Source organism: Sneathia sanguinegens, from assembly GCF_001517935.1.
Lineage (GTDB): Bacteria > Fusobacteriota > Fusobacteriia > Fusobacteriales > Leptotrichiaceae > Sneathia > Sneathia sanguinegens.
In genome coordinates this window covers 61,205-75,578 of record NZ_LOQF01000007.1, presented here as the reverse complement: position 1 = coordinate 75,578, position 14,374 = coordinate 61,205, and the positions used below count along the sequence as shown (strand labels likewise).

The 14,374-nt window shown below is 26.9% G+C and carries 16 protein-coding genes; 14 read left to right on the top strand and 2 right to left on the bottom strand.

Annotated elements, in window-relative coordinates:
* The 4 genes from AWT65_RS06815 to AWT65_RS04275 all read left to right on the top strand — a co-directional run.
* Positions 1–297 (top strand): reverse transcriptase family protein (locus AWT65_RS06815; protein ID WP_269744842.1); only part of this gene is annotated, 297 nt, incomplete at its 5' end.
* Positions 285–509, top strand: a complete 225-nt coding sequence (locus AWT65_RS06810) for a reverse transcriptase domain-containing protein (RefSeq protein WP_269744841.1) — start codon at positions 285–287, stop codon at positions 507–509. The genes AWT65_RS06815 and AWT65_RS06810, both read left to right, overlap by 13 nt.
* 116 nt (positions 510–625) lie before the next feature.
* Positions 626–784, top strand: coding sequence for a group II intron maturase-specific domain-containing protein (locus AWT65_RS06760; protein ID WP_375168905.1), 159 nt, complete (start codon positions 626–628; stop codon positions 782–784).
* A gap of 190 nt (positions 785–974) precedes the next feature.
* A complete protein-coding gene (locus AWT65_RS04275) occupies positions 975–1,394 on the top strand; it encodes a hypothetical protein (protein ID WP_066729700.1) in 420 nt (139 codons plus the stop codon).
* A gap of 12 nt (positions 1,395–1,406) precedes the next feature.
* On the opposite strand, the gene AWT65_RS04270 is transcribed toward AWT65_RS04275, so the two are convergent.
* Positions 1,407–1,877 (bottom strand): hypothetical protein, encoded by a 471-nt coding sequence (locus tag AWT65_RS04270; RefSeq protein WP_066729698.1) that lies wholly within the window; start codon positions 1,875–1,877, stop codon positions 1,407–1,409.
* Positions 1,878–1,931: 54 nt separating this feature from the next.
* The gene (locus AWT65_RS04265) at positions 1,932–2,882 is read right to left on the bottom strand and encodes a helix-turn-helix domain-containing protein (RefSeq protein WP_066729696.1); all 951 of its coding nucleotides are present in this window, start codon (positions 2,880–2,882) and stop codon (positions 1,932–1,934) included.
* 145 nt (positions 2,883–3,027) lie between these two features.
* Between AWT65_RS04265 and AWT65_RS04260 the strand changes: the two genes are divergently transcribed.
* The 10 genes from AWT65_RS04260 (at position 3,028) to clpX (ending at position 14,366) form a co-directional block, all read left to right on the top strand.
* Positions 3,028–4,782 (top strand): ABC transporter ATP-binding protein, encoded by a 1,755-nt coding sequence (locus AWT65_RS04260; protein ID WP_066729694.1) that lies wholly within the window; start codon positions 3,028–3,030, stop codon positions 4,780–4,782.
* Positions 4,766–6,487 (top strand): ABC transporter ATP-binding protein, encoded by a 1,722-nt coding sequence (locus AWT65_RS04255; protein ID WP_066729692.1) that lies wholly within the window; start codon positions 4,766–4,768, stop codon positions 6,485–6,487. Before AWT65_RS04260 ends, AWT65_RS04255 begins: the two co-directional genes overlap by 17 nt.
* A 113-nt stretch (positions 6,488–6,600) precedes the next feature.
* Positions 6,601–7,068: a ribosome maturation factor RimP gene (locus AWT65_RS04250; RefSeq protein ID WP_066729690.1), complete on the top strand. Its 468-nt coding sequence runs from the start codon at positions 6,601–6,603 to the stop codon at positions 7,066–7,068.
* Positions 7,058–8,137, top strand: coding sequence for a transcription termination factor NusA (nusA, locus tag AWT65_RS04245; protein WP_066729687.1), 1,080 nt, complete (start codon positions 7,058–7,060; stop codon positions 8,135–8,137). The genes AWT65_RS04250 and nusA overlap by 11 nt, the downstream gene beginning before the upstream one ends.
* A complete protein-coding gene (locus AWT65_RS04240; protein WP_066729685.1) occupies positions 8,127–8,405 on the top strand; it encodes a DUF448 domain-containing protein in 279 nt (92 codons plus the stop codon). Before nusA ends, AWT65_RS04240 begins: the two co-directional genes overlap by 11 nt.
* Positions 8,398–10,884 (top strand): translation initiation factor IF-2, encoded by a 2,487-nt coding sequence (gene infB / locus AWT65_RS04235; RefSeq protein ID WP_066729683.1) that lies wholly within the window; start codon positions 8,398–8,400, stop codon positions 10,882–10,884. Before AWT65_RS04240 ends, infB begins: the two co-directional genes overlap by 8 nt.
* Positions 10,885–11,238, top strand: coding sequence for a 30S ribosome-binding factor RbfA (gene rbfA, locus AWT65_RS04230; protein ID WP_066729681.1), 354 nt, complete (start codon positions 10,885–10,887; stop codon positions 11,236–11,238).
* A 38-nt stretch (positions 11,239–11,276) separates the two neighbouring features.
* Positions 11,277–12,554: a trigger factor gene (tig, locus tag AWT65_RS04225; RefSeq protein WP_066729679.1), complete on the top strand. Its 1,278-nt coding sequence runs from the start codon at positions 11,277–11,279 to the stop codon at positions 12,552–12,554.
* Positions 12,555–12,564: 10 nt separating this feature from the next.
* On the top strand, positions 12,565–13,137 hold the full coding sequence (locus AWT65_RS04220; protein ID WP_066729677.1) for an ATP-dependent Clp protease proteolytic subunit: 573 nt from the start codon (positions 12,565–12,567) through the stop codon (positions 13,135–13,137).
* A gap of 17 nt (positions 13,138–13,154) precedes the next feature.
* Positions 13,155–14,366, top strand: a complete 1,212-nt coding sequence (gene clpX / locus AWT65_RS04215; protein ID WP_066729674.1) for an ATP-dependent Clp protease ATP-binding subunit ClpX — start codon at positions 13,155–13,157, stop codon at positions 14,364–14,366.
* Positions 14,367–14,374: the final 8 nt, after the last annotated feature.

Here is a 14,374-nt window from a genome sequence, read left to right as displayed (position 1 = left end):
GTTTTTTTTTTTTTTTTTTTGAGAGTAGAAATACCTAAACCAAATGGTGTTGTACGTAATCTTGGAATACCAATAATAAGACCAAATCACAGAGAACAGCAAGCAATAGTGAAATTACTTGAGTATTTCAATGACGGGAAAATCTATGTTGTAGATATAGACCTAGAGAAATTCTTCGATAATGTTCCACAAGATAAACTTATGACCCTAGTTCATAATCTCATAAACGACCCAGACACAGAATCTCTAATTAGGAAATACCTTAAATGCAGGAGTAATGGTAAATGGGAAATATGAAGAGACAACTAAGGGGAACACCACAAGGAGGAAATCTATCACCACTTTTAAGTAATATAATGCTGAATGAATTAGACAAAGAACTAGAGTCAAAAGGACTAAACTTTGTAAGATATGCAGATGACTGCATAATTGCAGTAGGAAGTAAAGCATCAGTCAATAGAGTAATGGCATCAGTAACAAAATGGATAGAAAAGAAACTAAGACTATAAGTAAATGTAACAAAATCTAAAGTCACAAATCCAAGGAAATTAAAATATTTAGGATATGGCTTTTGGAAAGACAAAACAGAATGGAAAGCAAGACCACACTAAGATTCAGTTAAAAGATTCCAGAGGATCAAGTAATTAGAGGGTGGATAAACTATTTTAGAAGAGGGAATATGAAGTATGCATTGAAAAGGATAGATGGGCACCTTAGGAGAAGGATGAGAATAATTATATGGAAACAGTGGAAAACAAGAGAAAAGAGAATATGGGGTCTTTGAAAATTTGGGATACCAATGTGGATGGCGAAACAGTCAGCAGGATTTGGAGACCATTATCAATCGGTATCCCAAACAATAGGATTTCTTTAGTTAAGTATATATTAAACTATTTAATCTAAAATTTTGTTGGGTTTAAATTAAAAAAATGATATAATTATTCCTATAAATGACATAAATCGAGGAGGTATGTATGTTTAAAGTGAAGAAAATAAATCTTTTAATAATAGCAGGACTTATTTGGTGTGTAGCAGGTTTTAATGTTGCAAGATTGGGTGTAATTTCATATATGGGTATTGAGAGTAAGTGGTATCTTTATCTTTTATCTTTTATAATTTTTATAATATTTGGGTCAATGTTTTATAAAATGAGCCAAAAGCATACTGAAAGAATATTGAGCTATGATGACTATGTAGCATTTTGGAATTTTTTTGATGTTAAGTCATATATTATAATGATAATTATGATGGGTGGAGGAATAGGCTTAAGGGTACTAAAAATTTTACCGGAATATTTCGTTGCATTCTTTTATTCAGGCTTAGGTTGTGCTCTTCTAATAGCAGGAATAATATTTATAAAAAATTGGGCATTATTAATACGAGGGGATGTATAAGTTGTTGTTTTTTTACAATTCAACAACCCTATCCCCAATAACTATACCATACACTTTATTTTCTTTTGTAAGTAGAGAAAAGGGAACATTTTTAAAAGGTATTGTTTTATCTATTCCATTTTCTAAAATGTTGACAAAGCAATTTTCTTTTTTTGGGGTGTATTCAAAATTTTCTTTTGTAGTATAAACTAACTTGTGCATATCAGAAATTAAAAATTGAGGTCTATTATCTTTTAAAATATCATTTTTATCAAAATAAACACAATCAATATAAACATATACCAAATCCTTTGTTCGTGATATATTTTCTTCTTTTATATCAAATAAAAAATTAACACTAAATTTAGATATTAATATTTTTTTAAAATTTGCATTATTGTTAGGCATTACAAGAAAAAGCTTTTTATCTATTTTTAATAGAAAACATAATGTATCTAATGTATTTTTATCATTAATTAATTGTGCATTATATAAATTATTCATAAAATCACCACCTTTATTAGTATAATGCAATATAGCCTAAAAGTCTATATAATTTCACTTCTTCATTTTTCTTACTTCTCGAGGAAATATACCCATATATCTTTTATAGTAAGTGCTGAATTTGCTAGGAGAAAGATAACCTACAGATTTTGCTATTTCTCGTATTTTTATGTCTGTGTTAATTAGTAGCATTTCTGCCATCTTCATTCTCTTTCTTTGCGTGTATTCTGTTATTGTTTGCCCATATTTTTCTTTAAAGAGCTTTTTTAGCTTAGTTCCACTCATCATTGAAATTTTTTCTAAAATATTTTGAGAAATATCTTTTGAAAAATTATCATCTAAATATTTTGAGACATTTTCAAGGCATTCTTCATCATCAGGAAATAACTTAAAATTTTTTCTATTTAGATATGTGTCGATAATTACACTTAACCATTCATTAACTTTTGCATTGAAGAAAAATTTAGCAGCAAGAGATTCCTTTTTGCAATTTAAAATATCAAAAGCAATAGGTTCTAATACTTTTGTTAGTATAGTTTGATTAGATAAAAATATTTCTGAATAAAAAGTCTTGGAATCAATATTTAAGGCTTTAAGTTTTCTTTCTAATACTTCTCTTTTAAAACCAATAGAAACAGATAAATAGTATGAATTTTCGTGTAGTATAAAGCGAAAATCTTTAGTCATATTATCAAAATCAAGAGAGTATAAAGAATTAGAACTTAGAGTTTGGTAGGGGCTAAATTTCTCGCCTTTTGCATTAATTAAATAGCAAGTGTATATAGAAATGTAGTTAGAAATATTATATATTTTATTTGAAATTATTTGTTTTTTTATAAAAAAGTCATGTATATCGATAATGAATTCATCGGTTTGATAAAACCAATAAACCCCTTTGATTTCTTGTGTGTCCAAATTAAAAGAGTGACCAACTCTTGAATATTTTGTATTATCTAAATTTTCATCAGTATCCATATATTTTTTTACAAAATCATAGTAATTCATATGTAACCTCCAAAATATCCTGATTAGACATTAATCCTTTTAGACATATCTAAGTAAAATTATTGCATTTATTATTATATAAGATATATAATAAAAGAGCAAGAGAAACAAATTTAGTCTATTTAGAATAGAGAAGGAGGGACATATGTTTATTTATAGAAAGCTTTTTGCATATGTTAAAGAAAAGAAGCATTTTATACTTCTTGCAATATTTTTTTCTGTAGTGTCTGCTTTTTTAACAGTTTTTGCCTATTATTATATCTATAAATTTCTATGTGATTTAATAATGCAAAATAAGTTAGAAAATTCAAAATATTTAGCCATAAGAACGGTCGTTTTTTTAATACTTGGGGCAATAGCATATAGTATATCGGGAGTTTTTTCACATTTAGTCGGATTTAGATTAGAAACTAATTTAAGAAAAAAGGGAATAGAAGGGCTTAGTAAGTCTAGTTTTAGATTTTTTGATTTAAATCCTTCTGGAAAGGTTAGAAAAATATTAGACGATAATGCAGCACAGACACATCAAGCTGTAGCACATATGATACCAGACAGTTCACAAGCATTTATTATACCAATATTGACTATGGTTTTAAGTTTTGTTGTAAATATTAGAGTAGGTATTATTTTAGTTTTATTAACAATAATTTGTGGTGGAATATTAGCAGCTATGATGGGTGAGTCAAAATTTATGGAAATATATCAAAAATCATTAGAAAAATTAAGTGCTGAATCTGTGGAATATGTTAGAGGTATGCAAGTTATTAAAATATTTGGAATGAAAGTTAAATCATTTAAAAATTTATACAAGTCTATCAAAGATTACTCTAAATATGCTTATGATTATTCAAATTCTTGTAAAAAAGCATATGTTTGGTACCAATGGATATTTTTCGGACTTATATTAATTTTGATTATACCGATAGTATTTATGTTACCAATTCTTGGTAATTTAAAAGTACTTTTAATAGATCTAATAATGACTTTATTTTTAAGCGGAGTTATTTTTGTATCATTTATGAGAATAATGTGGTTTTCAATGTATATTTTTCAAGCTAATTATGCAGTTGATAGTTTAGAAAAATTGTATGAAAGTATGCAAAAAGATAAGTTAGAACATGGAAGCTTAGAAAAATTTGAAAATTATGATATAGAGTTCGCTAATGTAACCTTTTCATATGATAAAAAAATAGTATTGAAAGATTTATCATTTAAATTAGAAAGTGGTAAATATTATGCCCTAGTTGGAAGTTCGGGTTCAGGTAAATCAACAATAGCAAAGCTTATTTCAGGCTTTTATAGAGTAGATAATGGATGTATAAAGATAGGTGGAAAATCTATAGAACAATATACTGAAAAAAGTATTGTAGATGCTATATCATTCGTATTTCAAGATGCTAAAATGTTTAAAATAAGTATATTTGAAAATGTTTTGCTTGCAAAATCAAATGCTAGTAGAGAAGAAGTTATGAATGCATTACATTTAGCTGGTTGTGATACAATATTAGAAAAATTTAAAGATAGAGAAAATACAATAATAGGTTCAAAGGGAGTTTATCTTTCAGGTGGGGAAGTACAAAGAATAGCTATAGCTCGTGCAATTTTAAAGAATTCAAATATTATTATCCTAGATGAAGCCTCAGCTTCAATAGATCCAGAAAATGAATATGAGCTACAAAGAGCTTTAAAGAATTTAATAAATGGTAAGACTGTTATAATGATAGCTCATAGATTAACAAGTATTAGAAAAGTCGATGAAATATTAGTGATAGAAAATGGACAAATTGTTGAAAGAGGTAGCGATAAAGAATTAATGTCAAAGGATACAAAATACAAAAAGTTACAAGAAAAATTTGATAGTGCAAATGAATGGAGGGTAGAAAATGAAGGAGTATTATAAGAGAAAATTTTCTCTTACAGATGAAGGAGCAAAAAAAGTAACAAAATCTACTATGCTTTCATTTATTGTGTATGTAATTAATATGTTACCTGCAATAGTACTTATAATTTTTGCAAGAGAAATACTAGAAGGAGTAATTAAAACAAAAAGTTTTTATGTAATAATAGCTATAATTTCACTTATTCTATTAAATGTTTTTCTTAATATTGAGTATGAAAAATTATATAATGCAACTTATAGTGAAAGTGCAAATTTAAGAATAAAGATAGCAGAACAGTTATCAGAATTACCCTTATCATATTTTTCAAAAAATAATCTTTCTGACATTTCACAAACTATAATGTCAGATATTAGTGCAATAGAACATGCTATAAGTCACTCAATTCCAAAGTTATATGGAATGGCAATATTTTTCCCAATAATTTCAATTTTAATGTTAATTGGAAATGTTAAAATGGGCTTGGCTGTAATAATACCGACAATATTAAGTTTTATCTTTATTTTCTTATCAAAAAAGTATCAAGTCTTATTAAATAAGAAAAACTTTGATATATTAAGAAGAAATTCAGAAAGTTTTCAAGAAAATATTGAAATGCAATTGGAAATAAAGAGTCTTAATATTGTAGAAAAGATGAAAAATATACTTTATAATAATATGGAAGAAGGAGAAAGAGCACATATAAAATCTGAATTTAACATGATTTTAATTATAGTAATTTCACAAATATTTAGTTTTGTGGGTATAGCTGTTGTTATACTCGTAGGAATAAACTTGATTATTAAAGGAGAAATTAATACTGTTTACCTTATTTCTTATCTATTATGTGCAATAAAAATTAAAGATGCAATAGATTCTTCAAAAGAAGGAATTATGGAGTTATATCATCTTACACCAATGATAAATAGAATAAAAGAAATAATGACACAAAAGTTACAAAAAGGTGTCAAAACAGAGCTAAATAACTATGATATTGAATTGAAAAATGTGTATTTTTCATATGATAAGGAAAGTCCAGTATTAGAAAATATAAGCTTTAAAGCTAATCAAGGAGAAGTAACAGCTATTGTAGGAGAATCTGGTAGTGGAAAAACTAGTATTTTAAGATTAATATCAAGACTTTATGATTATAATACTGGAGAAATTTTAATAGATGGTAAAGATATAAAGGGTATATCAACTAAGTCATTATTTGAAAAAATTTCTGTAGTCTTTCAAGATGTTACTCTATTTAATACAAGTATTATGGAAAATATTCGTATAGGAAAACAAGATGCAACAGAGGATGAAGTAAAATTAGCGGCAAAATTAGCTAATTGTAATGAATTTATTGAAAAACTTCCTAAGGGTTATGAAACTATAATAGGTGAAAATGGCTTAGAATTATCAGGGGGTCAAAGACAAAGATTATCTATTGCGAGAGCATTTTTAAAAGATGCCCCCATACTTATTTTAGATGAAATTTCAGCGAATCTTGATGTAGATAATGAGAAAAAAATACAAGAAAGCCTTAATAGGTTAATAAAGAATAAGACAGTTATTATCATTTCACATAGAATGAAATCTATAGAAAATGTTGATAAAATTGTAGTTATCGATAAAGGTAAGGTTGAAAGTATAGGAACACATAAAGAACTTCTTGAAAAATCAAAGGTTTATAGAACTTTAATTGAAAAAAGTAAAATGACGGAAGAATTTGTATATTAATAAAGAATAGCTCTGATATAACTTGAAAAAAATTTTTTTTGATGATATAATGAATATAACAACTTAGGGGAGTGGACATTAAGTCCACTCTTTAATTTAGTAGAGGTGAAAATTTGAAAGACTTAGAGAACAAATTAGAAGAACTTTTAAAACAAGTGGATGTAAGACTTATTGATTGTGAATATGTAGTTGAAAATCAAAATAACTATTTTCGTGTATATATTCAAGCAGAAAATGGAGAAACAAATTTGGAATTATGTGAAAATATCAGTAAGCTTATTGAAAAAACTTGTGATGAATATATTAAAGATAAGTATTATTTAGAAGTATCAACACCTGGTTTGGAAAGAAGATTAAAGGTAGAAAAAGATTTTCTTGAACATATAGGAGAATTGATTAATATTAAGACTAAAAATAATATATATTCAAAAAAAGATTTTACAGGTATTTTGAAAAAGTTTGAGAATGATATTGTTAGCTTAGATGAATATGAAATACCACTATCTAAGATTAAAACAGCAAAAACTGTTTTTGATGTAAAAAAATTTATGGAAATGGAGGAAAAATTAAATGAAAGCTAAAGAACAGGGCATATTTCTTGCAGCACTTGATGAACTTGAAAAAGATAAGGGACTAAAAAAAGAAGAATTACTTTTAGCTGTAGAAACAGCCTTATTAGCAGCATATAAAAGAAATTATGGTGATGCAGAAAATGCTCATGTTGAAATTAATAGAGAAACGGGGGAAGTTAAAGTAAAGGCAAAGAAACTTGTAGTTGAAAATGTAGAAAATATAGCTACTGAAATTTCTTTGGAAAATGCAAAATTGCGTTCAAAAAGGGCTAAACTTGGTGATGAGCTTGAAATAGAAATAAATGCAGAAACATTCAAAAGAAATGCAATACAAAATGCTAAGCAAATTGTAATACAAAAGGTAAGAGAACATGAAAAATTAAATATATATAATAAATTTAAAATGTTGGAAGATTGCTTGGTTAAGGCTTTGGTTAAAAAAACTGATGAAATGGGAAATCTATATGTAGAAATAAGCGGAATAGAATCAATAATACCAGCAAGAAATTTGAATCCTAATGATAGCTTTGTACAAGGTGATATAGTTTCTGTATATATTGGTTCAGTTGAAGAAGGAACAAAATTTACAAAGGTAGATTTTTCAAGAAATTCAGAAAAATTTTTAGAAAAGTTATTTGAAAGAGAAGTTCCTGAAATAGCAAGTGGAGAAATAGAAATAAAGGGTATAGCAAGAGAAGCAGGTAGCAGAAGTAAGGTTGCCCTATATTCAGCTGATGAAACCTTAGATGTTAAAGGTGCTTGTATGGGAAATAATAAGATGAGATTAGAAGCAATTTTATCTGAATTGCAAGGAGAAAAAATAGATCTTATCGAATGGGATTCAGATACAAGAAATTATGTAAGTAGTGCATTAGCCCCTGCAACAGTGTTCTCATCAGAAGTTGTGCAAGAAGGAGACGACATTATTGCAAGAATTTGTGTAGATAATGCACAATTATCTTTAGCAATAGGTAAAAAAGGACAAAATTCAAGATTAGCATCAAAATTATGTAAAGTTAAAATAGATATTAAAGGTCTAAGTCAAGAAGAACAAGATGAAATGTTGAATGAAAATTAAGGAGAAAGAAGAATTGAAGGCTAAGCCAATAAGAACTTGTGTTTTTACAAAAAAAAAGTATGAAAAACAAAATTTACTTAGATTTGTAAAAAATGAAAAAGGTGAATATGAGCTTGATAAAGAACAAAGAATGCAAAAAAGAGCGATTTATTTATTTCCTAATGAGAAGGTATTAGATATAATGGGAAAAAATAAAAAATATACTTTTAGTGTCAAAACACAAGAAGAAATAAAAAAATATATAAAGGCAGGTGGAAAGTTTGAGTAATAGAGTTTATGAATATGCTAAAAAGATTGCACAAGATACGACTACATTTATAAAAAACATTACAAACTTGGGAATAAAGAATAAAACAGCTTTGAGTAAATTAGATGAAAAGGAAATAGAGATTATAGAACAAAAAATGCCAAAATTATTAGAAGAACAAGAACAAAAAGATGTAAAAACAATAATAGTACAAGAAAAAAAGATTTTTGCTCCAAATAAGAAAAAAGAATTTAAAAATAATAAGAAAGAATTTCATCATAGAGAAAAACCAGCGAGAGATTATCACAAATGGAATACATACAAAGATAGAAATACAAATGATGAAAAAGAATTTAAACCAAGTAATAATAATGGAAATTTCAAAAATAAGTTTTCAGATAATAAAGACAATAGAGATAATAAAGACAACAGAGATAATAGAAATAGAAAAGACTTTAATAAAAATGAAAATAATATGAATAGAAATTTCAATAAAAATAAAAGTAATGAAAAACCTAAAACTGATGTTGAAGTTCCTGAAGCAATTACTTTAACAAAAAATTCAAAAAATTCAAAAAATAAATTAAAATTTGATAAAAAAAAGTATGAATACGAAAAGAAGGCAAAGGAAGAAGAAAGAAAGTTAAAAGAATTAAGAACAGACTTTAGAAAAGAAAATACTAAGAAAAAAATAAAGAAAAAAGAAAAAGTAGTTAAAAGTGAAGTTGTTCAAATTGATGAAACTTCAGGAATTTTAAAAATTGATGGAGAATTAACTGTTAAAGAATTTGCAGAAAAATTAGGTATAAATTCTTCAGAAATAATTTCAAAATACTTTATGCAAGGAAAAATATTAACAGTAAATGCTATTTTATCAATGGAAGAAATTGAAGAAATTGCTTTAGAACACAATGTTTTAATAGAAGTTGAACAAAAAGTTGAATTGCCTTATGGAGAAAAGTATCACTTGGAAATAGCAGATAAACCAAATGAATTAGTACCTAGAGCACCAGTTATTACAATAATGGGACATGTAGACCATGGTAAAACTTCATTACTAGATGCACTAAGACATACTAATGTAATTGCAAATGAAGCAGGAGGAATAACACAAAGTATAGGGGCATATCAAATAAAATGGAAGGATCAAAAAATAACTTTTATTGATACACCGGGACACGAAGCTTTTACAGAAATGAGAGCAAGAGGGGCTAACATTACAGATATTTCTATACTTATAGTTGCAGCTGATGATGGAGTTAAACCTCAAACAATAGAAGCAATTTCTCATGCGAAAGAAGCTGGAGTTCCGATAATAGTAGCAATTAATAAAATTGATAAGCCTGGAGCAAATCCTATGAGAGTTAAACAAGAATTAATGGAATATGGCTTGATTACTCAAGAATGGGGTGGAGATACAGACTGTGTTGAAATTTCAGCTAAACAAAAAATTAACCTAGATGAATTATTAGAAACTATCTTAATAACAGCAGAATTGTTAGAACTTAAGGCAAATCCGAAAAAGAGAGGAAAGGCAGTTGTAGTCGAATCTAAATTAGATCCACAAATTGGTATTATTGCTGATGTACTTGTACAAGAAGGTACTCTTAAAATAGGTGATATCTTCGTTGTAGGAGGAACAAGTGGAAGAATTAGAAGTATGATAGATGATAAAGGAAATAAGATTACAAAGGCTGGTCCATCTATGCCAGTAGAAATTACAGGCTTTAGTGAAATACCTGAAGCTGGTGGTATGATTTATTGTGTTAAAAATGATAAACAAGCTCGTAAGATAGTAGAAGATTATAAGGCAAATATAAAACTTAATGATATTGATGCTAAAAAACATATTTCACTTGAAAGTTTATCAAGAGAATTGGAAGATCAACAATTAAAAGAATTAAAATGTATAATAAGAGCGGATTCAAAAGGATCTGTAGAAGCATTAAAGGAATCATTAAATAAATTAAGTAATGATAAGGTAGCTATTAATATTATTCAAGGTACAGCAGGTGCGATAACAGAAGGAGATATTAAATTAGCCGAAGCTTCAAATGCAATTATTATAGGTTTTGGAGTAAGACCTACTAATACAGCGAGAGCTGAAGCAGAAAAAACAGGTGTTGAAATAAGAAATTACAATGTAATTTATCATGTCACAGAAGATATTGAAAAAGCTATGAAAGGTATGTTAGATCCAGAATATAAGGAAGTATTCCATGGTAGACTAGATGTTCTAAAAGTGTTTAAAATTTCTAATGTTGGAAATATAGCAGGTTGCTTAGTAACTGATGGTAAAATAACAAATCACTCAAAAGTTAGAGTATTAAGAAATGGTATTATTATCTTTGATGGTGACATACTTGCATTGAAGCGTCATAAAGATGAAGCAAAAGAAGTTAATATGGGTCAAGAATGTGGTATAAGCTTAAAAGACTTTAATGATATTAAAGAAGGAGATATACTAGAAGCATATATTAAAGAGGAAATTGAAAGATAGATGAATGATAGAAGATTAAGAGGTCTTGAAAAAGAAATATCAAGATTAATAGGAACAGCAATTTTAACCGAAGTTAATTCAGATAAGATAAGAAAATATGTTACTGTGTATAAAGTTAGCTTAACAAAGGATGCTAGATATGTGGATATAACATTTTCAATATTATCATATGATGAAAAAATTAATAAAGAAAAATTGTTAGAAGACTTAACTAAGTTAAGAGGCTTTTTTAGAAAAAAATTAAGCGAAGAATTAACAATTAGATATGTTCCTGAAGTAAGAGTACATTTAGATGATAGTGTAGAGCAAGGAATAAAAATTTCAAATTTAATAGATAAAGTTATAAATTCGTGATAGAATAGATATGATTAAAAGAAAAATAGGAGGAAAAAATGTATAAATTAGAATTATTAGAAAACTCGGCAGCAAAGGTAGCAATTGAAGTTAGTGGAGAAGAATTAAAAAATTTAAAAAATGAAATGTTAGAAGAATTAAAAAATGTTAAAATTGATGGGTTTAGAAAAGGACATGCACCTAAAGATGTAATAATGAGAACATTTAAAGATAAAATAAATGAAGAATTATTTGGAAAAGTATTAAATTCTGAATTAAAAAAAGCATTTGAAGAAAATAATATAGAAGTTTTAGGTCAAATAAATGTTGAAAATCACTCAATTACAGATGATAAAATGACAGTTGAAGTAACATTTGATGTAAAACCTAACTTTGAAGTTCCTCAATATAAGGGTCTAAATATAGAAGAAGAACCTAAGGAAGTTACTGAAAAAGATGTAGAAGATAAATTAAATTCATTAGTTCAAAGAGAAAAGAAATATGTTAAAAGTGAAAAAACTGTTGCAGAATTAAATGATGTAGCAAATATTGATTTTGAAGGTTTTGTTGATGGTAAAGCTTTTGCAGGTGGAAAGGCTACAAACTATAATCTAGTATTAGGTTCACATTCATTTATAGATGATTTTGAAGATCAAATAGTAGGACACAATGTTAATGATGAATTTGATGTTAATGTTGTTTTCCCACAAGAATATCATTCTGAAGAATTAAAAGGTAAACCTGCTTTATTCAAGGTTAAATTAAATTCAATTCAAGAAGAAAAATTACCTGAATTAAATGATGAATATGCAAAATCAAAAGGTTTTGATACATTAGAAGAATACAAGATTTCTATTAAAGAACAATTATTAACTGAAGCTGAAAAAATGGCAAAGGATCAAAAATATGAAAAAATTGCTGATAAATTAGTTAATGAAACTGAAATGGAAATACCTGCAAATATATTAAAGAAAGAAAATGAAAATCAAAAAAATACATTGGTTCAACAATTATCAATGCAAAATATTACATTAAAGGCTTATTTAGAAATGCAAGGTAAAACAGAAGAAGATTTTGAAAAAGAATTAGAAGAAAGATCAAGAAAAGTTCTTAAATTTAATTTAATAATAGGAAGCATTGCTAAAATAGAAGACATAAAGGTTGAAAAGAAAGATGTAGATGCTGAATTAGAAAATATGGCAAAAGCATATAATATGACTTTAGAACAAATAATAGAAGAATTAACTAAGGCAAAAATGTTAGAAAATTACACTAATCAAATAGCAGGTTCAATCTTTATGAGTAAAGTAAAAGAATTTTTATTAGCTAATAATTAAGAGGTGTAAGATGATATATCCATTTATTACGGAAGAAGACGGTGGTGTTGAAAAAACATATAATATTTTTTCAAGATTACTAAAAGATAGAATAATATTTTTGATGGGTGAAATAAATGATGAAATGGCAAATACAATAATTGCACAATTACTTTATTTAAATGCTCAAAATAAGAAAAAAGATATTACAATGTATATTAATAGTCCAGGTGGCTCAGTTACAGCTGGACTAGGAATATATGATACAATACAACATATAGATTGTGATGTATCAACAGTTTGTATAGGTCAAGCAGCAAGTATGGGAGCTTTTTTATTAGCAGCTGGGAAAAAGGGAAAGAGATTTTCTTTACCTAATTCAAGAATAATGATACATCAAGTATTAGGTGGAATTAGTTTTTCACAAGCTACAGATGTAAAAATTAGAGCAGAAGAAATGTTGAGATTAAAAGAACTTTTAAATAGCGAAATGGCAAAAAATACAAGTAAAACTATGAAGCAAATTGAAAAAGCAACAGACAGAGATAATTTTATGTCTGCATCTGAAGCAAAAGAATTTGGTTTAATAGATAATATAATTTAACGTTGAAAGGAATACAAATGGCTAAAAAAATAAAGTGTTCTTTTTGTGGAGAAAGTTCTGAAGAACTAAATTTAATAGCTGGAGAAGAAAATACATATATCTGTGAAAATTGTATTTTAAGATGTAATGATTTAATTGGAAAAAATGATAAGCCTGTTACAAAATTAGCAGATAGAAATATCAATTTAATTAAGCCAATGGAAATAAAGAAAAAATTGGATGAATATATAATAGGTCAAGATATAGCAAAAAAAGTTTTATCAGTTGCTGTATATAATCATTTTAAAAGATTAATGTTCAAAGATACAAAAAAAATTGATGATGTTGAAATACAAAAATCTAATATTTTATTAATAGGACCTACAGGAAGTGGAAAAACTTTACTTGCCCAAACCTTGGCAAAAATATTAAATGTTCCTTTAGCTATTGCAGATGCAACAACAGTAACTGAAGCAGGTTATGTTGGTGATGATGTAGAAAATGTCTTATTGAAATTAATAAAAGCAGCAGATTATGATATTGATGTTGCACAAAGAGGAATAATTTATATAGATGAAATAGATAAAATTGCAAGAAAGTCTGAAAATACTTCTATAACTAGAGATGTATCTGGGGAAGGTGTACAACAAGCCTTATTAAAAATAGTAGAAGGGACAATTTCATCAGTTCCAGCAAATGGAGGTAGAAAACATCCCGATCAAGAAATGATAGAAATTGATACAACAGATATATTATTTATTGTTGGTGGAGCATTTTCTGGACTTGAAAATAAGATTAAATCAAGATTTAATGTTAAGCAAATAGGATTTGGAACAGAAAATAAAGAAAATAAAGAATTAGATGAAGAAAAAATCTTTAAATATGTTTTACCAGAAGACTTGAAAAAATTTGGTTTAATACCTGAATTAATAGGAAGATTTCCAATTATAACAGCATTAAATAAATTAGATTTGAAGGCTTTAACAAAAATATTAGTTGAACCTAAAAATGCACTTATAAAACAATATAAAAAGATTTTTGAAATTGAAGATGTAGATTTACAATTTACAGATGAAGCAATAACTGAAATTGCTAATTTGGCACTTAAAAGAAATATAGGAGCTAGAGGTTTAAGAAGTATCGTAGAAAACACTTTACTTGATTATATGTATGAGGTTCCAAGTGATGCAAAAATTAAAAAAATCTTAATTACAAAAGAAATTATTGATAAAAAAAATCAAGAAAATTAAAAGGAGAC

Excerpts from the sequence above, each read along its gene's own strand:
- AWT65_RS04260 (WP_066729694.1), top strand. The coding sequence starts at position 3,028 with ATGTTTATTTATAGAAAGCTTTTTGCATATGTTAAAGAAAAGAAGCAT.
- rbfA (WP_066729681.1), top strand. The coding sequence starts at position 10,885 with ATGAATGATAGAAGATTAAGAGGTCTTGAAAAAGAAATATCAAGATTA.
- AWT65_RS04255 (WP_066729692.1), top strand. The coding sequence starts at position 4,766 with ATGAAGGAGTATTATAAGAGAAAATTTTCTCTTACAGATGAAGGAGCA.
- AWT65_RS04270 (WP_066729698.1), bottom strand. The coding sequence starts at position 1,877 with ATGAATAATTTATATAATGCACAATTAATTAATGATAAAAATACATTA.
- AWT65_RS04275 (WP_066729700.1), top strand. The coding sequence starts at position 975 with ATGTTTAAAGTGAAGAAAATAAATCTTTTAATAATAGCAGGACTTATT.
- clpX (WP_066729674.1), top strand. The coding sequence starts at position 13,155 with ATGGCTAAAAAAATAAAGTGTTCTTTTTGTGGAGAAAGTTCTGAAGAA.
- tig (WP_066729679.1), top strand. The coding sequence starts at position 11,277 with ATGTATAAATTAGAATTATTAGAAAACTCGGCAGCAAAGGTAGCAATT.
- AWT65_RS04265 (WP_066729696.1), bottom strand. The coding sequence starts at position 2,882 with ATGAATTACTATGATTTTGTAAAAAAATATATGGATACTGATGAAAAT.
- AWT65_RS04240 (WP_066729685.1), top strand. The coding sequence starts at position 8,127 with ATGAAAATTAAGGAGAAAGAAGAATTGAAGGCTAAGCCAATAAGAACT.
- nusA (WP_066729687.1), top strand. The coding sequence starts at position 7,058 with ATGAAAGCTAAAGAACAGGGCATATTTCTTGCAGCACTTGATGAACTT.
- AWT65_RS06810 (WP_269744841.1), top strand. The coding sequence starts at position 285 with ATGGGAAATATGAAGAGACAACTAAGGGGAACACCACAAGGAGGAAAT.
- AWT65_RS04220 (WP_066729677.1), top strand. The coding sequence starts at position 12,565 with ATGATATATCCATTTATTACGGAAGAAGACGGTGGTGTTGAAAAAACA.